19 protein-coding genes, 1 tRNA gene and 1 pseudogene are annotated in these 23,037 nt (G+C 39.7%); 4 read left to right on the top strand and 17 right to left on the bottom strand.

Going from position 1 to position 23,037, the window contains the following annotated elements; genetic code table 11:
* Positions 1 to 29: 29 nt before the first annotated feature.
* The 7 genes from M3234_RS22740 to M3234_RS22710 all read right to left on the bottom strand — a co-directional run bounded on the left by M3234_RS22740 (position 30) and on the right by M3234_RS22710 (position 6,983).
* The gene (locus M3234_RS22740) at positions 30 to 1,787 is read right to left on the bottom strand and encodes an alkyl sulfatase dimerization domain-containing protein (RefSeq protein WP_262306907.1); all 1,758 of its coding nucleotides are present in this window, start codon (positions 1,785 to 1,787) and stop codon (positions 30 to 32) included.
* A 92-nt stretch (positions 1,788 to 1,879) separates the two neighbouring features.
* Positions 1,880 to 2,653 (bottom strand): glucose 1-dehydrogenase, encoded by a 774-nt coding sequence (locus M3234_RS22735; RefSeq protein WP_262306906.1) that lies wholly within the window; start codon positions 2,651 to 2,653, stop codon positions 1,880 to 1,882.
* 37 nt (positions 2,654 to 2,690) lie between these two features.
* The gene (locus M3234_RS22730; protein WP_262306905.1) at positions 2,691 to 3,227 is read right to left on the bottom strand and encodes a chromate transporter; all 537 of its coding nucleotides are present in this window, start codon (positions 3,225 to 3,227) and stop codon (positions 2,691 to 2,693) included.
* Positions 3,228 to 3,239: 12 nt separating this feature from the next.
* Positions 3,240 to 3,848 (bottom strand): chromate transporter, encoded by a 609-nt coding sequence (locus tag M3234_RS22725; RefSeq protein WP_262306904.1) that lies wholly within the window; start codon positions 3,846 to 3,848, stop codon positions 3,240 to 3,242.
* Between the two features lie 59 nt (positions 3,849 to 3,907).
* On the bottom strand, positions 3,908 to 4,681 hold the full coding sequence (locus M3234_RS22720; RefSeq protein WP_262306903.1) for a GntR family transcriptional regulator: 774 nt from the start codon (positions 4,679 to 4,681) through the stop codon (positions 3,908 to 3,910).
* 623 nt (positions 4,682 to 5,304) lie between these two features.
* Positions 5,305 to 5,634: a hypothetical protein gene (locus M3234_RS22715; RefSeq protein WP_262306902.1), complete on the bottom strand. Its 330-nt coding sequence runs from the start codon at positions 5,632 to 5,634 to the stop codon at positions 5,305 to 5,307.
* Positions 5,635 to 5,759: 125 nt separating this feature from the next.
* Positions 5,760 to 6,983: a threonine synthase gene (locus M3234_RS22710; RefSeq protein ID WP_262306901.1), complete on the bottom strand. Its 1,224-nt coding sequence runs from the start codon at positions 6,981 to 6,983 to the stop codon at positions 5,760 to 5,762.
* A 328-nt stretch (positions 6,984 to 7,311) separates the two neighbouring features.
* Between M3234_RS22710 and M3234_RS22705 the strand changes: the two genes are divergently transcribed.
* Both M3234_RS22705 and M3234_RS22700 read left to right on the top strand, forming a co-directional pair.
* The gene (locus tag M3234_RS22705) at positions 7,312 to 7,446 is read left to right on the top strand and encodes an anti-repressor SinI family protein (RefSeq protein WP_262306900.1); all 135 of its coding nucleotides are present in this window, start codon (positions 7,312 to 7,314) and stop codon (positions 7,444 to 7,446) included.
* A gap of 312 nt (positions 7,447 to 7,758) precedes the next feature.
* Positions 7,759 to 7,878 carry an anti-repressor SinI family protein gene (locus tag M3234_RS22700; protein WP_262306899.1) on the top strand — a complete coding sequence of 40 codons (120 nt, stop codon included), beginning with the start codon at positions 7,759 to 7,761 and terminating at the stop codon, positions 7,876 to 7,878.
* A gap of 286 nt (positions 7,879 to 8,164) precedes the next feature.
* On the opposite strand, the pseudogene M3234_RS29760 reads toward M3234_RS22700, so the two are convergent.
* The 4 genes and pseudogenes from M3234_RS29760 to M3234_RS22680 all read right to left on the bottom strand — a co-directional run.
* Positions 8,165 to 8,278: pseudogene (locus tag M3234_RS29760) on the bottom strand (phosphorothioated DNA-binding restriction endonuclease); the annotation flags it as partial.
* A 140-nt stretch (positions 8,279 to 8,418) separates the two neighbouring features.
* The gene (locus tag M3234_RS22690; protein WP_262306898.1) at positions 8,419 to 8,742 is read right to left on the bottom strand and encodes a hypothetical protein; all 324 of its coding nucleotides are present in this window, start codon (positions 8,740 to 8,742) and stop codon (positions 8,419 to 8,421) included.
* 104 nt (positions 8,743 to 8,846) lie between these two features.
* Positions 8,847 to 9,275 (bottom strand): hypothetical protein, encoded by a 429-nt coding sequence (locus M3234_RS22685; protein WP_262306897.1) that lies wholly within the window; start codon positions 9,273 to 9,275, stop codon positions 8,847 to 8,849.
* Positions 9,272 to 10,051 carry a hypothetical protein gene (locus M3234_RS22680; protein WP_262306896.1) on the bottom strand — a complete coding sequence of 260 codons (780 nt, stop codon included), beginning with the start codon at positions 10,049 to 10,051 and terminating at the stop codon, positions 9,272 to 9,274. The genes M3234_RS22685 and M3234_RS22680 overlap by 4 nt, the downstream gene beginning before the upstream one ends.
* 1,323 nt (positions 10,052 to 11,374) lie before the next feature.
* Between M3234_RS22680 and M3234_RS22675 the strand changes: the two genes are divergently transcribed.
* Positions 11,375 to 12,712, top strand: coding sequence for an alpha/beta fold hydrolase (locus M3234_RS22675; protein WP_262306895.1), 1,338 nt, complete (start codon positions 11,375 to 11,377; stop codon positions 12,710 to 12,712).
* A gap of 271 nt (positions 12,713 to 12,983) precedes the next feature.
* Here the strand turns inward: M3234_RS22675 and M3234_RS22670 are convergent, their stop codons facing one another.
* Positions 12,984 to 13,757 carry an AMP-binding enzyme gene (locus M3234_RS22670; protein ID WP_262306894.1) on the bottom strand — a complete coding sequence of 258 codons (774 nt, stop codon included), beginning with the start codon at positions 13,755 to 13,757 and terminating at the stop codon, positions 12,984 to 12,986.
* Between the two features lie 108 nt (positions 13,758 to 13,865).
* Between M3234_RS22670 and M3234_RS22665 the strand changes: the two genes are divergently transcribed.
* Positions 13,866 to 15,059, top strand: coding sequence for a TerD family protein (locus M3234_RS22665; RefSeq protein WP_262306893.1), 1,194 nt, complete (start codon positions 13,866 to 13,868; stop codon positions 15,057 to 15,059).
* Positions 15,060 to 15,393: 334 nt separating this feature from the next.
* Here M3234_RS22665 and M3234_RS22660 read toward each other — a convergent pair whose 3' ends face one another.
* From M3234_RS22660 to M3234_RS22640, 5 genes are all read right to left on the bottom strand, one after another.
* Positions 15,394 to 15,924: a D-alanyl-D-alanine carboxypeptidase gene (locus M3234_RS22660; protein ID WP_262306892.1), complete on the bottom strand. Its 531-nt coding sequence runs from the start codon at positions 15,922 to 15,924 to the stop codon at positions 15,394 to 15,396.
* Positions 15,924 to 18,275, bottom strand: coding sequence for a D-alanyl-D-alanine carboxypeptidase/D-alanyl-D-alanine endopeptidase (dacB, locus tag M3234_RS22655; protein WP_262306891.1), 2,352 nt, complete (start codon positions 18,273 to 18,275; stop codon positions 15,924 to 15,926). Before dacB ends, M3234_RS22660 begins: the two co-directional genes overlap by 1 nt.
* Positions 18,276 to 18,703: 428 nt before the next feature.
* Positions 18,704 to 18,788: transfer RNA gene (locus M3234_RS22650), tRNA-OTHER, on the bottom strand.
* 382 nt (positions 18,789 to 19,170) lie between these two features.
* Positions 19,171 to 20,655, bottom strand: a complete 1,485-nt coding sequence (locus M3234_RS22645; protein WP_262306890.1) for a restriction endonuclease-like protein — start codon at positions 20,653 to 20,655, stop codon at positions 19,171 to 19,173.
* Entirely contained in the window at positions 20,630 to 22,852 is a 2,223-nt protein-coding gene (locus M3234_RS22640) for an McrB family protein (RefSeq protein WP_262306889.1), read from the bottom strand. Before M3234_RS22640 ends, M3234_RS22645 begins: the two co-directional genes overlap by 26 nt.
* Positions 22,853 to 23,037 lie beyond the last annotated feature (185 nt).

The raw sequence follows: 23,037 nt of genomic DNA, 5'->3' as shown, positions 1-23,037 counted from the left end.
CCGTCATTCCCTCCTTTGATAGGTTTAGCTTATAAATCAAAGCTTTGCATCAGTTCACTGATAGCTGAGCCCTCTCCACTAATCTGGACGGAATCATGATTGAGAGCCTCATCGATGGTATACTTGCCCAAAATGATGTCTAACCAAACTGTGCTTGGCAAAGTGATTGAAACATTGGGCTGTTTAGGAGGGGAATCAATAAATTCAGCAACCCCATTTCTGATGTGCAAACCGAATGTTTGATTTAGGTCAGTAAATTCAATGGATAAAATCCGATTAAGATGCTCACATTTATCTGGGTTTACTTTATACTCCAGCAGCTTGATGGACGTTTCGATTGGATACTTTTGCGCTGCTTCTTTATCGTAATTTTTCGAGAACGAATTAGGGATGTTTAATAGATCCACCTTTCCCTCAAGCTCGAGAGCTTGGGAAAGATAGAAGCCCCTTGATGATAAGGCCGGTGTCAATTGACCCATTTCCCTTAACGCTTCAGCTTTCAACTCGCGCGCTTCCTTCAGGTCAGGCAGTATATTCAACACATGTGTAACCAGCTCCGCTGCCCATGCATATTCATGATTTTCAATGGATTCCCGGCAAGCTTTAAGAACTTTAGGAATACCGCCATAGCCTTCAATAATTTTCTGTGATCTAAAAGAGATCGGTACTGGATTAATATCCGCTGCATCCAGACTAAACCAACCGATTAAACCACTGTAAACTCCCTTTACCTGATGCTTAAATTCACCATAAACCTCTATTAATCTAGGATGCTGCGAAAGATGGGCAGGCAATGTAATTTCCTCCGCAATTTCATCCGGTTTCAACCCTTTATTGATCAAACGAATGGTTTGGCAATAAATGAATGACATGGCATCACGATAAGCTGTCGCTAATTCATAGCTAGCTTCTCTGGTTTTCAGAGGGTTGCCATGTGACGTGATTAGATATTGAGGCCTAATCCTTCGAATCTGATCAATTCCCTTTATCCAATAAACGGGATCACGGTAAGGCTGTCCTCGTAAGGTGTACATATTTGGAAGGACATGCCAAATGCTGTTTGTAATGACCGCATCATATTCTGGGATCCAGGCAGTTATTGAATCAAAAGTATCCGCTGGAGTATAAAAGAATTGAATCTTCACTCCGTCGACAATCAGTTCTTCTCCATCGCTTACCCCATAGTTTGGCTTGACATACCCTGAGGACTTGTCAGCATCACCACCGCCATCATATGTGATGGGAGGTGCATCAGGTCCTTCGGTTGGAAGGTATAATCCGAAGTGCTGTGCAGTTGATTTAGAGATTGCCTTTCCAAGCTCAGCTGTTGAATTGACAATGTTTTTATGTATATCTGGGTGACCAATAATTTGGGTTGACCACTCTTCCACATTTTCAGGAAGGAATGCTTTTGCCCCTTTAGTGTAATGGTTGTGAGAATAAATTATGGCCTTAATCGGTCTATCGGTTACACTTCTTAGGGCCTTATATTTCGTTTTACCTATCCCCATATTAGAGCCGGTATCCCAAACAATGATTCCTTCTTTTCCTTCAATGATTACTGTGTTTTCAAGTGAGAAATTTTCCAGAACTGTAATTTTGTCTGTTAATTTTGTTATGGAAGGGCCTGGCAGATCTGTATAATGCTTTGCCAATACTTTATTAACAATCGCTCCGTTAGACATTGTCACTTTTTCCACTGATCCACCCATGTATAAATTGGGGTTTATTGCCGTTGCTACATACTCACTGTGGTCCTGTTTTGTTTCATTTGGTTTAATACTCATCAGGTATCCTCCTTGGTAAATGTTTTCGGTGTATTGATATTTCTTGGCTAATAATGTAATGGCTTCCAAACTGGTCTTTTCATAAACAAATATTATTTTGCTGTTAATCCTCCATCAATAGGTAAAGTCTGTCCTGTACAAAAGTTGGAAGCTCCTGAAGCAAAGAACAATACAGCCCCCATCAAATCGTTTTCTCCACCAAATCTTCGCAATGGAATATTATCCAGCATGGTTTCACCAATTTTTGCTATCTTCTCCCGATTTATATCGGTTGGAAATGTACCAGGAGCCACAGTATTTACATACACGCCCAAGGGACCCCATTTTACCGCCAGATCCTTTGTAAGAATCGACAGCGCCCCTTTACTTGAGTTATATGCCACATTATCCAGCCAAAAGGGCTCTGTTCCCTTAAATCCTGCAGCTGAGCCAATATTAACAATTTTTCCATAGCCATTTTCAATCATCGTTTTGCCAACTGCCTGACACATGAGAAAAACACCTGTAAGATTCGTATCAATAACACTCTGCCATTTTTCCAACGGCATTTCTACAGCTGGAAATCTACCACCAATCCCACTATTATTAACCAATATTGTAATCTTCCCAAATTGGGTAACGGTGGCATCAACAAGCTTATTTATTGTATCCGGTTTGGTAACATCTACATAAAAAGCAATAGCCTCCCTGCCCATATCAATAATTTCTTGTTTTACTTTTTCACAAGAATTAAGATTTCTTGAACATAGCACTATATTTGCCCCTGCCTCAGCTAACCCTAATGCAATTTGGCGACCCAAGCCTCTTCCACCGCCTGTCACAATGGCTGTTTGCCCTGTGAGATCAAATAATTTTTGTATAGACATAGAAACAATAACCCCTTCTAAAAATTCTGGACATTGATTACAAAAATGCTATTCCACCTATCACGGATAAGAAGATTAGGAACAGTGGATGGATTTTTTTATAGATTAAGAGAAGTAATGAAATTATGAACATAATAATAAAATAGATTGTTTCTATCGATATCGTCGTCACTACCTCTAAAGAGAAAGCAAATTTAATAGCTGAATAGACTAGCAATCCTACTACAACTGGCCTTAAACCATAAAAAGCCTTTTCAATAATTTCGCTATCTTGAAAGCGCTTAAAAAATTTGCTGATAATTACCACCAATATTAATGAAGGTGTAATAATCCCTGCCGTCGCAACTAAGGAACCTGCTATCCCAGCTGTTTGAAAGCCTACAAAAACAGCAGCATTCGTACCAATGGAACCCGGTAACATGCCTGATAGAGCAATAATCTCTGCAAATTGTCCTGATGCCATCCAATCATGACTAGATATTAGCCGCTCAATTAGAGGAAGCATGGCATAGCCGCCGCCAAATGAAAAACAGCCTACTAAAAAAAATCCCCAGTATAGTTGTAAATACATCATAGGTTTTCCTCTTTAACTTTCTTTATAAAAAGCTTTTTGCTCCTCTGTAGTAACAATTTCCCTCCCCTCTTCCCCAACAGATTTGTGTTTCAGTTTGAACATTCCTATAAAAGCTCCGCCGATGATTAGTAATATGGGGTTTATATGAAAAATGATAAGAAGCAACAAACTTAGGATTGTGAGAAATAAGCTAGTTTTCCCTTTTATTGCACTCTTTCCAATGGTGATTCCTGCATAAAGAATTAAAGCGATGATTGACGCTCCAATTCCATTAAATGCAGCTTTAATAAGTGGATTGTCCTTAAAGAGGAAATAAATTAGGGAAACCAAAATTACAATTGAAAAGGTAGGAAACAAAATGCCAATTAATGAAATCACTGCACCAAGCAATCCGGCCACGCGATAGCCAATGAATATGGCGGAATTTATCGCAACCGCTCCAGGCAAGGTTTGTGCAATTGTGAATACATCGATGATTTCCTCCTTTTTTATCCATTTGTTTTTATTTACAACTTCTAATTCAATTAATGTAGTCATGGCATATCCGCCACCAAAGGTAATTGGGCTTATCTTTAAAAAAGTGAAAAATAATTTTATTAGAATCCTAATATTTGAATTCATTCACTCTCCCCTACTTTTACTAATATTTTTGTGTGATGATAAACGCATTAAATTTTGACTTACTCGTTAAATTCAATACCAACAAGATAATCTTCATGTTTTTTCGGTTTTTCCCCTAAAGTCAGGGAAAACTTTCCTCGATCTCCACGCATTATTCGTCTTTGAATGGCGATTACTTGCTCATGGAAATAGATCACTCGCTCTAGCGATAAAGATGGTTTACCAACCTCAATTTCTAAGAAATTTGATTCAAATTCATTAATTGCTATAGGTTCAATTTCAAGGGTTGAGTGAGTGAAAGTTAACTTACACTCACTTTCCAAATAATTAAATACTGCAATATTCTTTAAGTCTTGATTTAAGATTTCTGGTGCAAATTTGTATGGAATGTATAAAGTTTCTAAAATTAATGGGGTGTCATTTATTGAACGAACTCGGATGATTTTATGAATTTTCTCATTTTGATTTAAATTGAAAATATCCATGATGCGGTTAGGTAGAGGTGATTCCAAAGCTGCATAAACAACCTTTGAACTTGGAGTTAATCCTTGAAGTATTGCTTGCAGGTTAAAACTTAGTTCTCCTATTAAATTCTGCGTAATTTTTGTTTTGGAAACAAAGGTACCAACACCTTGTTTACTATAAATCAATCCTTCCATCATCATTTCACTTAAAGCTTTCCTAACAGTTGCACGACTTACACTATAAAACTCCATCAGCTCTCGCTCAGATGGAACCTTCAATCCTTCCTGCCATGAACCGTCTTTTATTTTTTCCTTTAATATCTCTTTAAGTTGGTAATAAAGAGGGATGACATTTTTTTCGTCTAACATGTAATCAACTCTTTTCTAGAATTATATCGAGTTTTTCCTTTCGTAAAGTGATAGCGATAAATTTACTGATATGCTTATGTACTGAATTTCTGTTATCAGCCCATCAGGTTATACGTACCAGTCTTATGGGTTTAAGTCTAATATGAATATTCTAAATTGTCAAACACTTTTTTGGTACTTTTTTCTCCTTAAACTAAAATTGAACAAACGCATTTCTGAGTATATCTTTTTTCTAAGTAAATTTAATTCAGGGACCATCTAAAAAGACTAATGGTGCCCGATTTATTATCACCTTTTAAGAACAGGGATTAGCCTCCGATAAATCTCCTTCCAAGAAACATCCAAATTCACCGTCATTTCTTCCATCGTAATCCGCTCATCCCAACGAAAAGTTTCATCTACCTCTACCCGTGCGAATATTGATCCTTCTCGCACACCACGACCGGCTGCCTAGCAACCATGGAATCATTCATCATCACCCTGTAGCCGCGATGACTGGTGGCCTCCGTACGACAACATAATTTTTTATCAAGCCGCGACGATTCAGTGTTTCAACCTCCCGCAAAAATTGACACGTGATAAAGTCATAGGTAATCATTGAAGCTCTTCACCAAATTAGGCATTTAGTTGATGTAGCTAAGCAGGCAAAACATATTGCGAATCGGCACTTTAAACAACGTCTCCATATAGATTCCCTCAATCAAGGACCGAACAATTTCTGGACGATCGAAGAAGTATTCCTCTAGCAATGAGATAATTTCAAAGTTCAAGATATTTTCATACCATTCAGCATTTACGTCTACATTAATCGAGATATGATTTTGAGAACGATATAACCCACGGTAGATTCTGTCTCCACTGAATACATATTGTTCATCCCCCGATTTATAGGTTGGAATTAAGTCTTCATCCAGAAAACTGGCCTTTGATGTGTAGCTTTCTTCGGTGATCATTATGGAAATGCCCTCAGCGTGAGCCTTGTACAAAAGAAAGCGAAACTGTATCCCGTCACTGAAGTAATGGGTGTTAGTTTCGCTTTAATCATAAATTTTCTTATTCAATGATAATCCAACACCAACTACCCATTCACGATTTCTTGCCCAGGCTGAAGAATCTCTACATCTTCGATATCCACTGTTTCAGGGTACTTGATGCCAGCTCCTGTATTGAGGCAGACCACATGTTCATTCTCTTGAATCCAACCTTGTTCACGCAGAATTCGAGCTGCTGCGAAGGTGGCTGCTCCTTCTGGACAAATGAAGTTACCTTCTAAAGAGGCTACCTGCATTTGCGCCTTCAATAAATCCTCTTCTGAAATCGCAATCGCACAACCCTCTGTTGCGTAAAGGCTTTCTAATACTAGAAAATCCCCTAACGCTTTCGGGACATTAATGCCGAATGCAGATGTCTTAGAATTCTCAAAGAACTTCGATTCCTTCTCCCCTTTTTTCCATGCTTCCACAATTGGCGCACAGCCTTCAGCCTGTACGGCTACCAAACGAGGAAGCTTGCCTTCTTCGATCCAGCCTAACTGTTGCATTTCAAGCAATGCCTTATAAATGCCAATAATGCCGACACCGCCACCAGTTGGGTATAGGATCACATCGGGAACCTTCCAACCAAATTGCTCGACAATCTCGTAGCCCATGGTTTTTTTCCCTTCGATCCGATAAGGTTCCTTCAGAGTCGACGCGTCATAGACACCATGATTTTGTACGAGACTGGCAACAACTTTCCCGGCATCACTGATTAATCCATTAATTAAATGCAGGTCTCCCCCGGCAATATACACTTCCTTACGAGTAATTTTCGGGGCATCCAAAGGCATCACAATGGTTGCCTTAATGTTCGCCTTCGCCGCAAATAGCGCCCAAGCCGCCCCGGCATTCCCGTTTGTCGGCATAGCCAATTGCTGTACGCCCAGTTCCTTCGCCTTGGAGATTCCCACACTGGCCCCTCGTGTTTTAAAAGAGCCTGTCGGAATAATTCCTTCGTCCTTAATGTATAAATGCTGGATTCCATACTCCGCTCCCAGAGACGGAAGCTTCTCTAACGGTGTCATTCCTTCTCCAAGCGTTACAACATTTTCCTCTTTATGTACAGGCAGTAATTCATGATAACGCCATAAGCTATTCGTCCGCTTAGCAATGTCTTCACGGGATACATTTCCCTTCACTTCTTCTAAATCATAGCGTACCAATAAGGGCGAACCGCATTTACATAATTGCTGAACCTTATGCTCCTCAAAGATCTCGCCGCACTTTGGGCATTCTAAATGAGATATGTAGCTATAGTTTGTCATTTTTCTTCCCCCTATTAAAAAGTAAGAACACAATTCAACTCTATTAAGGTCCAATCGACTAATTATTCAATCAATTAACACCCAAATCTTAATCCTATATTTCCGATTAGTCAACTGTGATTTAAATGTAATAGACAGGTAGATATTCATAAAGATAGGTAAATATATTCGCATTTTAATCGGCCATGTTAATTTCTGTTTACGTATTTTTCATTTGCATGAGACCACAAAAAAAGAACATTATTATGCGAAAATTATAGTGAGAATATTTTTATTCTCGAAGGAATCTCTTATTTACATAAGTCTATCTTAAATGGAGGAGTTAAACATGATAAAACCCGAGTCGAATCTCCCAAAAGAATGGATTGAGTTAGTAAAAGAAGCAATGAAATCTGGTATTACGAAAGAAGATTTTAAGGTTTTTTTAGAAAAAGAAAAAGAGAATAGGAAAAACCAGAAATAAGAAAAGGCTGCCCAGTAGCCTTAACTTGTTTAACAATATGCCCCATGAGTTGGACCAGTAAAACCTTTCCAGTAACACATTATTTTCGTTTTACGACATTATTAGTCCGAATCTCTGTCGAGTTTTTTGGAATTTTTTTCAATCTGAAACAAAAAGAAATGTAGTATTATTACATTATCATTAATTCTTAGTCATTTAACACTACATATTGGTAAAGGGCAACCCTTTACGAAAGTCATGGACTCTATAGCCAATGGCCTAAATATTTTCATGTATTGATGGCTAGGTTGCCAAATTTCAGGAGGCTGGATAATGTCTGTTAAAACGACGGTAAAAGAAGAATTGGATCAGGATTGGTTGGAACTCATGTTAGAAGCGCGAGATTTAGGTATTTCCATCGATGAAATTAGAGATTTTTTACAACAATCTTAGACCAATTACGGTCTATTTTTTCTTTAAAATACACAAATTTCTCAGGTAAGATTTAAAAATGAGATGGATTTCGGAACGGATACGGCATTGCTATCTTGCCATGATTATGATGATTTGCATAAAGAGAAAATATAGTCTAGCCCCAAAATGGTAACCGTGAGTGGTTGGGACTAGAACTATTTTCTTTAATCTATAAAGGACTATACCAAGTTTATTTTTATCATTGTGGTTAGATGACTGCAGGTAATCCCCATGACCTTAAGAATAGAAATATCATCGTGCCATCTTGCATACGCCCCAATGCGTATAACAACAATAAGGGTTTATGCGACGCTCTTTGATCACCTTTTTTCCAGATACTCAAGTTTTCAATTTTATGCTTAAGTTCATTACCGTTCACTTAATGGTCAATCCTCTCTAATATGGGCCTTGTCAACAATAAAACATAATTATTATTTTAAGGTACTTGCGCAATCCCCCGCAACCGTCGGTAAATTCCCTTCCGAAAATGTGTGGTCTATACTTTTAAATATAAAACACTTATTTTAAATTTAATATACTGATTGATTGTTTCAATTGATTTAAATTATCTTTTAGCTGGTCATAGGATTTCCATTTATCATTAAACGAGGATATGTTTTGTTTAAAATCCTTGTATCTCGGGCATTTTTCTTCTATTAAAACCTCATAAACTCTCGACTTTATGGAATGAATGGATTGTTCCAATGCTTTTGGAATTGGCATCATATTCTCTTTTTCGACAAGTGAGTAAAAATCACCAATCTCTTCAAGATAATGCTTTAAGTGGTAATGTTTAATAGACTCATCCAAATCAATGATCACATCAAATACAAAATCAACCACGAAGTCGTTTATGACGGAAGAAAGTTCTAAAATGTAGTCATTTATTTTTTCAACTGTATCGCTAACATTGATGTTGTTCTTACCAAATTTGCTGGTTACATTACCTAAAGTTTGATGGGAGACAACAAGGACTTGGTAGGTATGCGACTCTCGCGTTTTCTTGCATAATAGAGGGCATGCCCTAATTCTTCTAATTTCTTGGATATATTTTCGTCCTTCTGTTGGGATTTTGACTGCAAGTAATCAATAAACTCATCTCTAAGTTTTAGTTCTAAATCCCCTTTTAAAAAGGAACATAATTTTGAATGGGAAGAGGCAATTCTTTTTAACGGATATGGTCTTGTGCCGTCTTCAAACCGATACAGCTGCAATAAAGCTGCGGATAATATGTAGTGCGAGTAATAGCCCGTAGTGACCGACCAGCAGTGAGTATTATTCTTGTATAAATGTTCGGAGACGGTCCAATCATACCATCCTGCTGTCAAATAAGAAAATAACATCTCCGACCATTCGGCCTCTTTCCATAGATTCATTGAACCTTCACCTCTTTATTTTGCTCTAACAGATAAGTTTGATATTTATTATTCATCCATTGGGACAGCTGCTCAAAATCCATTTCACGTACTAGTTTCCGGTTGCTTTTATAATTTCCGCCATAAACATCCTTCTTCAGTTTCGATAATCTCTCCGCTTCCTGAAGAAAGTGATTGGCCATTTGCATGGTATCCTCTAGCACCTTTTCCAGTTCCCATCCCTCGGGTTTCCTTTTGGCAACTAAGCAGACATCTCGAGAATCAACATTATGAAAATACCAATCATAATTTAGCCTCAACTTATCCTCCACTTCATCCAATAAAATTTGAAACCATACGGCGTTATGCCGACCACAAAAAACTATGAAGGGACTTCTTTTACCATGGCCGTCACAGCTGGAGATGGTTACAATCCCAGCTGCGCTCAAGGCTTTTACCAATAACGCGACTCCCGTTTCAAGAACAAAGGTATTAATCTTTGGCCCATGGTTTCTCTTAATAAAATACTTCCAGTAAGACCATCCGCTCCCCCCGCCAGCTTCATGGTTACTAGCTTTATACCAGATGATATTGTGTAAATCACGCTCATCTATATCGTCGTCTAGTAAATAAATTTTCCTATCGTCCAATTTCATAGATATTCCTACTTCTCGAAACATCTCTACCAGATTCACTAAATCCTGATTGGGATTCCCTTTTTCAATGTAAATATGATCATCCATCTTCTGGAGCAAAAAGCCTCTTAACCTTAATGCGTTGGCAAGTTTGTCTAGCACCACATTCCCACCTTTCCTATTAAATAAAATTATATGAATTCTCTAATATTTTTAAGCCTGGATTTTTTTCGAGGAAACAATCGTGCAAGGATTGGATTGACTTTACTTTTTGTGAAGGAGCAAATCCTGGGAACTACGTAAATTTAATCTCCTCTATATTAACTAAATTTTCATTTGATATACAAAAACCGTTCTAATTCCCATTAAAGATCCTCATCCTCTTTTTATAGTGCTTCTCATTGAACTTCGATTTAAGTTTTATTCAACTTCCGCAGGCAATCCAAAATCTTTTTCAATAATTTTAAGAATCATTTTATATGCATCGCACTGACCTAATAGGTATCTTTTGTGTGCAGAGTCATAATGATTACTTTTCATTTTTTCATTGCTGTCGTATAGAAAAATCTGAATCATATCGATAAGACTTTCTACTTTTTCCTTTTTGTAAGTTTGACCATTAAAAGCCCCCCTTCCATCTCAACGTTTTGTATTTGAGTCAAACTCATACACCTTCAGATTAATTAAAGCAGGCTTTACATCGCCTCCAATTATTCGGTTGACTAATTTCATCCGCTTTTATCGTTAATTCGGATATTTCATTTGAACAATACTTTGGGTAACGTGTCGTATAAGTTCCAATTCTTGAAGGAACAGTTAAATGGCGACATCCAACTTTATGAAGAACATTCCCTGTTTTTCCTCCAGCACGGTTGAAAACAAACCCGTTTCTATTCTCCGAACACCAATCTTCATAAGCTATCTCTTGATTGAAAAAATAGAATACCACTTCATAACACCTCTTTTTAATACAATATTGATAGAGACTATATAAGGAACATTCTTCATTTTAGATGCGGAATCCTTCTTAACAATACATGTGTGCATTGATTTGTTATCTTTTTTCGAGAGTCAGAAACATTCCACAAAATATCATTATAATTGGACCAAATTGCAAAAAATGCCTTCAAAAATCATTTTTGAAGCAAAAGAAAACGCCTTTAATGCAAAAATGACGATAAAAATTAATTTTTCGTCATTCGATTAAAGCTACCATTCCCGTTATCGTTAACAGGCCGATAACAGAGGCTATAACCGAATGTGTTAAAGGGTGGCATGATAAAAGCGAATATTGTTTTTCCTTTATCATTTTTTTAATGTAAACCGCTAAAAAACAACAAAAATAGTAATAAAATACTTCCAGAATTCAACAAAGTACTAGATTCCGCTGTACTAGAATAGAGGAGAAGGGAGGGAAGAATTTAGTAGAATTTATCAGCTGTTGAAATTGTGTGGAAAAAATTGTTGAACGAGGAGGAAGATGATTTGAAATCGAAAATTTTTAAAGCTTTGGGAATTAGTATTGTTGTAGTCTTGCTTCTTTCTATGATGACCGGTTTTTCAAAACGAGATTCTACATATGACATGAGGCCAATTGTTTTTGTCCACGGCTTTTTTGGATCGGCTAATCAGTTTGAATCTCAAGCAATGCGTTTTTCGAGTAACGGTTATCCTGACAACTATCTGGCTGCATTTGAGTATGATTCATCTACTGCTAGTGTAACGCCAGCCGAATCCAGATTTACAAGACTGGATGCGTTGATCAATCAACTTCTGAAAGAAACCGGTGCTGATAAGATTGATTTAATGGGCCATTCTCTCGGGACAACGGAAATGACCAACTATCTAAACAGCTCACCAGAAAGAGCCAAAAAGGTAGCACATTATGTGAATATTGATGGCGTAGCAGGAAAAGCTCTTCCGGGAGGCGTTCCGACTTTGGCGATCTGGGCCGAATTGGGGACACCAGGTCGAACATTTGTAGGTGCGGAAAACGTGACATTAGCAGGACAATCTCATGTTCAAGCGGCTACCTCGCCTGAAGCTTTTGCCCATATATTTAAATTCTTTACCGGAAAAGAACCGAAAACAACACAAATTGTAGCGGAACCGCGCGGTCAGGTAAGACTTTCGGGGAAGGCCTTGATTTTCCCGCAAAACACCGCTCCGGAAAAGGCTACATTGGAAATTTATAAGGTGAACGGAAAGACTGGAGAGCGGGAAAAGAAGAAGCCGGAAGCCGTCTTTACGATTGCCGCAGATGGGTCCTGGGGGCCTTTTAAAGCTAAGGGTGGAGACAACTATGAATTTGTGATCATCCGTGACGGTGTTGCAAACCATCATTTGTTTTTTGAAGAATTTATCCGAAGCGATCATTTCGTTCGCTTACTGACCTCTCCGCCAGAAGGTGGGGTCACTGCATCTATGGATACCAGCGACCATCATACAAACTTAAGCATTAACAGAAGCAAAGAGTTTTTCGGCGACCAGGGTGCCAACAATGACATTTTAAAAATCAATGGCACGAACATTGTGAACGCCGAGAATTCCGCAGCCAACCTACGAACCATCAACTATTTTGTCTATGATGAAGGTGCTGACAAAGTCAATCATTTGAATGTTCCCACCAAAGCGTTCGCGGGATTGCCATTCTTAAAAGGAGTAGATATGTATATCCCAGGAGCCACCCCACCGAACAGTACCGTTACAGTTGAATTGCAGTCCAGAGGCAGCAATGGGAAGAAGCAAGTTATCAATCTTCCTAACTGGGCTTCATCTAAACTCAGAAGTGTGACCGTTCAATTTAAAGATTATGTGCAATAGGAAATAGATTTGAGTACTAGGAATATTGCTGCCCTGACCCACTGGCTTTGCATCGGTTGAAAAATAATAACTAAATAAGTTAATAAAAAGTATTTATGGAACATAAAAAACTCCTTATTGAAGAAGTTAACATGTAACATTAAAAAAATAAACCTAAAGAAGGGTCAGACACCCATCCCGTTAAGGAATTGCGAACTGGATATCTGACCCTATGGCCCTTTTTTTTAACACGGCTCCCCACAAAGCACCAAGGAATTTCGGTAATTTCTACTTAACTTAGTAGTAGAAAACGTTGGATTTTACCACTCGGTGTTTTTGGTAAGGCATCAACGAATTCGATCATACGAGGATATTCATGAGCAGATAGATTACTTTTTACATACTGCTGAATGTCCTTTTCTAGTTCCTTACTAGCAACATAACTTGCTTTTAGGACAATATAGGCTTTGACTACCTCGCCACGACGTTCATCCGGAACGCCAATGACGGCCGTTTCCGCAACTGCTTCATGTTCCATAATGGCACTTTCCACTTCAAATGGACCGATACGATAGCCAGCACTTGAGATAATATCGTCATTCCGTCCGGAAAAATAGAAATAACCATTTTCATCATAACTAGAATCGTCGCCCGTTAAATAATAGCGTGAACCATATAGAAAACGTTCTGCAGTTTTCTCCTCGTTATGATAATAGCCTCTGAACCAAAAAAGTGGAGACTGCTCTGTATCAATACTAATTTGACCTTCCCTATTTGGTCCTGCTTCTACACCATGCTCATCTAGTATGGTAATTTTAAACCCTGGCATTGGTTGTCCCATTGTACCCGGTTTATAGGTGTTTTGTAAGTCGGGATGATGGTGATTATTAATGACCATACCCTGCTCTGTTTGCCCGTAATGATCATAGATCGGCAACTCCAAATAACTTTCGGACCATTTGATCACATTACGATTTAAAGGTTCACCAGCATTCGATAAAACACGGAGATGTAACTTATCTTTTAAACTACTATCGATTCGGTTTCCCACCTGTTGCCACCGCATTTACCATCGGTATAACGTCATGTTATAGGATTTTATCTCAAATTAACAAGAAAATGATTAAAGATTGATTATGGTATAATGAATAAAACTTTTAAAAGGAGGAGGACCATGCTCACACAAGTACAGAAAGGTGCGAGGGTGGATATCACCAAAAACCGATCCCATGTATCAAAATTAATCGTTGAAATTACTTGGGAAACAACTGCACCACTGGATATTGATTCTTCTATTTTTATGATTGGCTCAAATGGGAAATGCTTAAATGATGATTCGATCATTTTTTATGGTAATTCCAGTTCGGCAGATGGGTCTATACAACATTCTACTCTTACTCATCCCTCAAAAAATAGTGAACAGTTTCAAATTGACTTAATAAACGTTTCACCAGTAACAGATAAACTTGTCTTAACTTTAACCATTTATGATGTTGATAAGAATGGACAAACTTTTTCCCATATGAAAAATGCCTATGTAAAAGTAATGGATGCGGAATCTAAACAAGAGATTTTATTGTATCCTTTAGATCAATATAGTATTGAAAACACTTTAATCCTTGCCGAGATCTACAGACGAAATGGAGATTGGAAATTCTCTACAAATACTGGTGGTTTCGCTGGCGGGCTTGCTTCCCTCTGTCATCACTTCGGACTTGAAATAAAAGATGACTCGGCATCTAATGGTCAAATCGTGAATACGAACCAACCTTTACCTCCAGTTGAGGAAAAGATTATACATAAGCATCCTGAACCACCACTGCAAGCAGCCATTAAATTAGAAAAAGTCACATTAAAAAAACCAGGTGATTCCATCTCGTTACATAAAGCAGGAAAAATTAATAATATTCATGTTAAATTAAGCTGGACCAAAGGAGTTGATTTAGATCTTCATGCCTTTTACATTACCAAGCAAGGGGCATTTGGACACATCTTTTTTGGAAATAAAGGAAAATTAACGAACTCACCTTATATCGCACTCGATAAGGATTCCGGTGTTGGTAATACTGCTGGGAACAACGAGGAAAATTTGATCATAAAATCACTAGAGGATATTGATAAAATTATTTTTGCTACGAACATTTTTAGAATATTGGGTTTTCTTAAAAAAGAAGATAACTTTGCAAAATATGATGGAAAAGTTTTTATAAAAACGAACAACGGTGATGACATTGAAGTACCCCTAACTTCTACAACCACTGGCCGGTGGTGTATTATTACAAAAATTGATAATACCAACCCATCAGACCCGAAAGTCATTAATATTAATCATGTTCAGGCATCAGAACCTAAGATAAATGATCTTTAATAATCATTAATGAATGGTGTGCCATCCAAAATAGGAGTGATTTCTCAGCTACCTAAAAATTCCGAGGAGCGTTTATTGCAAGGGCATTGGAAGCAGGTAATGAGGATGTGCAGCATAAATTGGCTCATATCCTTGACTGGTGAAACGGAAGGATCAAGTGAGATGACACTAGAGATTCATCACATGCACCCCTAAAAACCATGAAAGGCAACCTTGATTGGTCAATTATCAAATCAACCGTTCCGTTCTTTTTGAGCAAATGACTATGTCCGGCAAGCTAAAAAAAAGGTTCTCCTGCTGCTTTTTAAAAAGCAACAAGGGAACCTTTTTCATTTTATTGCGCTAACTCCACCAGTTTATTGGCGAAGTTTTTCACGAGCTGGATGCTTTCTGTTTGGCTATAGCCATTCAGCATCAGTGAGTAGGCTAGTATTTCGCCGTCCTTTGTTCTTACATATCCGGAAAGCCCCGGCATATCCGCGCGGTTTTCCAAAATTCCGGTCAACTGTGAACTTGATATGCCCGCGAGTTCAGTTTTTAAGCTGCCGTCCTCTCCTGCATTCGCAAGAGAATCATAGAATACTTGGAACGCTGGCTTTTCAGTTTGGGCTGCCAGAAGACTTGCCACTTGCCAGGCAGAAATTTGCGTATATTTTGTCCAACCCGATCCATCCATCATGTCAAATAGAGTGGAATTTACTTTTTTCATCATCGTATGAACCGTATCAATTCCGTCATCAAAGGTCCCACTGCCATTGACCATTGCGCCAAGTGTACGAATCAGCATTTCCGCAGTGAAATTGTCATTATGATGATTCATATAGCTGACGATTTCTGATAGAGCAGGAGACTCATAGGTGTTCACTAAGTGGCATTGGCTGGTTTGACTCCGCTTACCACTTGGCTGTGAGGACTTACATTTACTCCTGTTTCTTTCAATATATTTTTTAATACGTTGCCCGTATATATATGAGGGGTTTCGATGGATACATCCTTAAAGCCTTTCTTGGTTCCGTCAGACAGTGTTCCCGAAATTTCTATTGTATTTTCGCCGCGCACCCGGTTGAAAGTGAGTGTGTTTTCGCTCCCTGCCGCACTAGTGACGGCTTTATTGACAATTTTGATTTCCTTCACATTTGGCTCCATGGTGACGCTGATGTTTTTGCCCACTTTTCCAGGCTCATATTGAAGCCGGACGGTCCCATGATTTATTGACAGGGCGTTAATTTGCGGCTGGACTGGCTCGCTTTCATAATCCCATGTCCAACCCGGAGGATACACATCATCTGTAAAGAATTGGCTGTCGACGATGATGTTTCCTTTCACGAGATGAATTCCGGCATTTTTGATATCATTAGCGATGTCTTCCAGTGTCGCCCCGACTGGCATTTGCCGTCTGCTGTCGGTTGCCAGTGTCGGGTCCCCGTAGCCTTTGACAATAACATTCCCATTTAATACTCCATCTGTAATAGTACCGGAAGTGTAAAGTTCGGTTTTGAAGCGGTAGTTTTGCCCAAGGTTGTCTAGGGCGCTGGCGGCTGTTAATAATTTGACGCTAGCACCTGGCGCTAACAGCGATAGCGGGTTCCGCGCGTACAGCATTTCCTTGTTCTTGGTGGAATAGATGACAGCTCCTTTAATCATTCCTTTAAAGGCCGGATCATCCAGGATTGGATCAAAGTCATTTGCCAACGGATAGTTTTGCTGAACGGGTGTGACAGCCGGCGGATTAGGCAGTTCCGGATATTTTGCTAACGCAATCGCAATATCATTCTGCAAGTTTGTCGCGTATGCACTTTTATAAATGCCATTTAGTAAAATCGAAAACGCAAACGTTTGGCCGTTTTTCGCCGTTGCATAACCGGCAAGCGAGTTAACGCCGCTCATGCTGCCTGTCTTGGCTTTCACCTTTCCTTCAGCGGCCGTGTTCTTCATACGATTTTTCAATGTGCCATCTTTCCCGGCAATCGGCAGAAATGAAATAAATCGATCCCGTTCCGGACTGTTATACATTCCTTTCAGCAATTCAATATAAGCATGCGGGGAGATGTGGTCCAAACGGGTCAGCCCGGAGCCGTCCTTTTGGATAAAATTATCTTCCACTCCCAATTCGTTGACAAGGAATTGATGAATCACATTGGCCCCGGCAGCTGTCGAACCTGTGCCGGCCTCTTTGGCACCGATCTGCTTGGTCAGCATTTCTGCATAAAAATTATTGCTGTTTTTCATCATGTTGGTTAACATATCATCTAATTGTGCGGATTCGACGGCAGCCACTTCCCGTGCATTTTCTGCGGTTGTCCCTTTTACAACAGCGGATTTGTTTTTAAAAGTAATCCCTTGTTTCAGCAGTAAATCCCGGAATACGCTGCCGGTAAATGGCGATGGGTCGTGAACGGTAAGGGTGGTGTTTGTGCCGCTCGCAGTATAGTCCTTCCCGATAGTACCGCTAACTACAATTTCATTTTTTCCAAGAGTACGGTCAACAGATAACGATGCTTTATTGCCGGCAACCGTTTTTGCGGTGTTGACCACAGTAAAGTAATCGGGAGCAAGGTCAATGGTGACGGCCGGGCTTTCGCCGATTTCCTTCCCCGATTTAACATTTACATTAATGGCATTTTCTTTGACGGAAAGGGCGCTCATTTGCGCGGTGTAGTAGTAAGGCTCATCATCCCACATCCATTCTTCACCCAATAGCTGATCATCAAAATAACTTTCGTCCACCACAACGTTGCCGTTCACCTTTTGTATGCCTTGAGCGGCGATGGCCATTGCCAAGGTGTCAAGTTTTGCGGCGGTCAGTGTCGGGTCGCCATAGCCTTTAAGGATGATGTCCCCATTTAGTACACCGGAATTGCTCAGATTTCCAGTGGTGAAAACTTTTGTCGGGATGGTCATATCTTTTGGCCATTTGCTTACAGTTGTAGCTGTGACAAGAAGTTTAAAGACCGAAGCGGGGACAAACGTCTGATCTGGTTGATAGGAGGCTGTTGTCTTGTTGTCGTCTAGCGAATACACTTCATATCCTACTGACATTCCTTCACTATTTGCATTAGTTTTCAACTGCTGCGCATAGGCCTGTAACAGCTGACTCAGTTGTTCCTCCTTAGTGGTCTCTGCTTGGGCCGTTGAAATAAAAGACATCATAAGTATAAATGTCAACAGCACCCGGAGGAGGCGGGAGGGCCCCCATTTAATTTTCCGTCGATCCATACATCTCACTCTTCTTTCATTTTTAGTAGCGGTCTTAAAGTTTAAATATTTCGACAATTACGCTCTAAAACCCTACTTGAATTACCAATTTAGGATAAAGGACCTAATTGTAGAGGGGCTGATCCCCAACAACTAATGGAAGCAGGAAAAAAGCCCGAAATTGGAACTGCATCTTTAAAAGATACAGCCAAACCCAACACTCTATGTTAATGATTTTGGTAAGTATATCATGAGAATGAATGGAAGGATTTTGAAGGTTAGAAGTGCGGGAATAGATGTTCAGAAAAGAATGTAGCAATATTATGAAATAAATCAATACTGCGGGCTGCCCCGTATTAATTAAACAAATAGAGATAAGATCCACATTTCCTTTCAACATTGTCCTATGAATAATGGGGTCAGTCGGTGTTCATTAAGAAATCTTAATTTGGCGGGACTACGTGGGAATCGAACCCACCAGACCTGGCAAGGAGTTCTCAAGCAGATTTGAAGACTGTGATTTCGGCTAATCGCGGGATTAAGGAAAAGATCTGAGAATAAAGAGAAAGCTTGATTTTAAAGGCTTTTTGGTAATTGTAGCTGATATGTGTTTCTTCGATTTCAAAGGAAATACAAGGTACGTGTCCAGTTGGTGTCCACTTTGTGTACAGATATCTACGTCTTTAGTTAGGTATTTTCAGCGGTTTTTAAAGTTTGCAACACTTACAAATTAACCAAATTTTGACAACCGTTTTTTTGTGGTCTTTTTTGTTACATTTCATGCTTTAGGGGTACAAAAAGACCAGACATGTGCAGGCATATCTGGTACAGTAATAGCCCCCCCCTCTATAAGGAAAAAATCAATCCACATAATAACTTTAACTGAAGAATAGATTTACTTTGCTTAATAAAGGATCTAGTAAATCGTCTCCTTAGACATCTTAACAACACTTTCAACAATCTTCCTTCGAAAAATCTCATCCTCTTCCCCTGGCATTACCCGAATTGCCCCCATGCCATACTGGTCATGGAAATCAGTATGAAAGTATCTCATCCCTTCGGCCGCTGCATCATTTGTCGGTGTCAGGATATAGACCTCGTGAACGGCTCGTTCTCCGGTTTCCCGCTTGAGAATACCATCCCGATATTTGTGCATTTCTCCCAATGCGGTCCCGAGATTGTCAGGTACTCGATATTTAGGGTCAAACACTATTATGCCGGTTTCTCCTTCTAGGACGATATTCGGAATCATTTTTTGCGTATACGTATGATAAATTGGAAAGTTGAACTGATAAACCCGTTGGAAGTACAGGCCTATACCACCACGCAACCTAATTTTGCTTTCTTTATTCTCAGCTAAATTGAGAAAAATTCCATCCTTCGTCAGCTTATACAACCCACTGGTATCGGATACAAGACCCGCTTCCCTTACACATTTGACCACCTTCATAAAGCACCATATTTCATACAATTGAAACGTATCTTTTAATGAAATCGAATAATCAAAGCCGACGTCCTCTCGGTTGTGCTTATAAAGCTGGTCAAACCATTGGTACCAAAGGCGGTAAACCGGATGCTTACGGAATTTTTGTGTAATCGTATAAGGGCCATTGTTTGCCGTAACTTCATTCATAAGTGCACTATTTAACCAACGCTGGAAAATCCCTTTATATTTCAAAGCCTTTCTCGCAACATCCTCCTGTCCAACCAATTCATACTTGCGGAGGAGCCGATATAAATCCTGCAACTGCTGCTTTACGACTTGATTTTCGTACAGGTTTCGTGTTTCCAGTGTCTTTACATTTTGGACAATAGTCGGAATCACATCGCCATGTCCCCGCTGATCCATCCACCTCAAGGTGACTTGCTCCGAATGCTTCACTTTTTCCCGTTTCATCCGCATCGTATACTTATCCAAACGGCGAAGCGGCTGCTTTTCAATTTTTGAAAAAATGTGTTTCAACTTGTGAAAGTGTCCATATAGATAACTCCATTGGGTCCAGGTAATATCGCGGTTTCGTCCTGATGCATTTACATGGACTGTCAACCCGCTGAGTTGAAAACAGCTGTTCGCCTCCGCCAGAATTTCTTCGAGCATCAGGCTGAACTGTTCTTCCGTAAGTTTCCGGTCATCAGGATAAACAAAGGTACTGAATTCCTGTCCGTTAACAAAGAGTTGCACGGAACCAGATTGAAATGGTGTCAAAAATGTAGCATAGCCCTTCCCTTCTTCTTGAAAAAACGGGATAGGAATTCCCTGAAATCTTATATCCATGCGGGGTCCGTGAAAACGCAGTCTATACTTAGTCGCTTCCCTTAAATAACCATCCAAAAATGGAATCCAGCCTTGCTGAACATCAAAAAGTTCTAGAAGATCAGCGCCAGAATTGGGTTGCACCATAGTACTCCAACTCCTGTTTCATCCGTTTTACATGCTGCAGTGAGATCGAGGCTGGTCCCAGGTTAACACCCAACCATTGCTCCAGATTAGCCAGCATATCCGAAATCCGCTCATCCCCTCGGACCTTTGTCAACACTTTTTCAGAAATCACCCGATCCAACGCCTCTAGTGAATCCAATTGATATTCCTCAGGAAGGTGATGATTAGCATATAACTTTTGTAGCATTTCCCCCATGGAACGATAGCCGAAATGAAGCTCATAACGGGATAACATTAGATGCAATTTCCGTAAAATAGTAAACTCGTTTACAAGAGCGGCTTTCAAATCCTGGTCAACACGTTCCCAATAGGAATCAAAATCCACATCGGAAAGTGTCATGACAAAGGCCCGATCCAGGACTTTATCGGAGATGGAATGGGTCGTTTCATCAATATTGATTGTACCCAGCACATATACATTCGGTGGAATGACGAGTTTCTTCGGAATATCGGTAATCCCATCATCCTGATGCAGCGGAATTTCCTTGCGGGATTCTACCGCACTTAGGTAATCACTCAAGTAATATTCCACCCGAGCCAAGTTCATCTCATCCAACAAGATAAAATGCGGTTTATCCCGTTCTTTTAAGGCATGCAGCAGAACCTGAAGGAATTCTGTCTTCACATATCGCTTTTCAAAGGAGCTATAGTAACCGAACAGGGCTGTCGCATCCGTCCAGTCCGGCCGCACCGGAATAATTGAAAAATACGGATTCTCACTCTCATATTCCAACCCATATACGGCATTGGCATATAAACGGCAAAGCTGAGTTTTTCCTGTTCCGGAAATCCCGCTTAACAGAACAAAATGCTTATCATCCAAAGCCGTCAGATTCAGGTGCAAGTCACGAATTATGTCATTGGAAAACGTAAATTGGCTATTACAAATCGTATTGATGATTTCACTGAATGTAAAGTTGGGTTCCAAACCTGCTTCCGTCTCGGGGGCGTCCTCTTCTCCTGGACCCGTAGTTGCAGCATCTGACGGTAATTCAAGTTTTCCTTTAGCGTGAGCGAAAATTAGGGCAGCATCGATAAATGTTTTCTTAACTTTTTCAGCCCCTTCTGCAAAGGACTGCATCGCATTATCGAAGGTTCCGACACAATAGGAACTTCCTTCAACCTGTATATGATGCTCACCTAACAATCGCATCGCATTTGCCATTACCATCGTGTTGTCCGCGGTTTGGGACGCGAATGACTTGGTAATCCACCATTCTACCTCCCCTTCCCCAATGATGGCTCTGGCGCTCGTGAAAATATGATTATGACCTTCTAACTGCACGATAATCGTCTGAAATGGCGAATCTTTCTCACTATAGTCAAGGTAGCCGATATACCCCTTTGTCAGCATTTGCTCGCCATCATAGATATTAAAAGGCTGGCGTTTTCCATGTTTTTGCTCCTCCAATGGCCCGATATCGACACTATATGTACGGCCTAGCAACTGCGTCTCCTTAATGTTCCGTGTGGCCGCTATGAGCATCAAGGCATAATATGCTTTTTGCGATACGTCAATTTCTTCATTGTAATAACTACGAAATGGGCCCAATTTTCCCCAAACCGCAACCAGTTCAGCGATAAAGGCTCCCTCTTCCAAGTTTCCTTCCAATGGCAGACTGATTCCAACTTGAAACCATGGCCGTTTCCGTGGTTTAATACAGCTTTTTATATAAGGAACAAACTCCTCTTTAGGAATTATCTCCTTTTCCTTCCAGCCCGTAAAAATGGAAAAATCGGAAGGAATCGCCTCCAAAATAGAGTTGATTTGATCGTTCCGTACCCATGCCCAAAACGGGAAGAAATTCAGTTCAGTATGAAGAATAATCATTCTGCTGATCCCATCAAGTTCGAGAGTGATGAAATTGTACTCCTTATCATCCACTTTCCTATTCAGTTTAATATAGTGTTTTCGTCCGATGTCAGATTCCTTTTTCTTCTCTGCATATGTCGGGTTTCGGGCGTCATGATATGTAGTGGTAAGTGTTTTATCATAACTCCTGATTATGTACTCATTCCCAAGTGGAATTCCAATTCTTTCAACAAATTGGTGAAAAATTGGTTTCATAACCGGTGATATTTCATCCAGTACCTTCCGGCAGCGAATTTCGGTATTGTCCTCATTAAATAACGATTGAAAATATGTAAGGTTTAGCATTAGGTCACCTGCTCAATAAAATTCATTAACTTAAACCCGATCGAGCCTTTCTCTCTTCTGATATGCTCCCTATAAGGTAGACAGATGAAATAATAAAAATCTGTTTACTTTATTAGGGGGCTTTTTCTATGGCAAAAAGAGCTTACTCAGCACAGGAAAAATATGAGTTAATTGTGGCGTTTGAG

Source organism: Neobacillus niacini (assembly GCF_023715785.1).
GTDB classification, from domain to species: domain Bacteria; phylum Bacillota; class Bacilli; order Bacillales; family Cytobacillaceae; genus Neobacillus; species Neobacillus niacini_E.
This window is presented reverse-complemented; position numbering and strand designations above follow the sequence as displayed.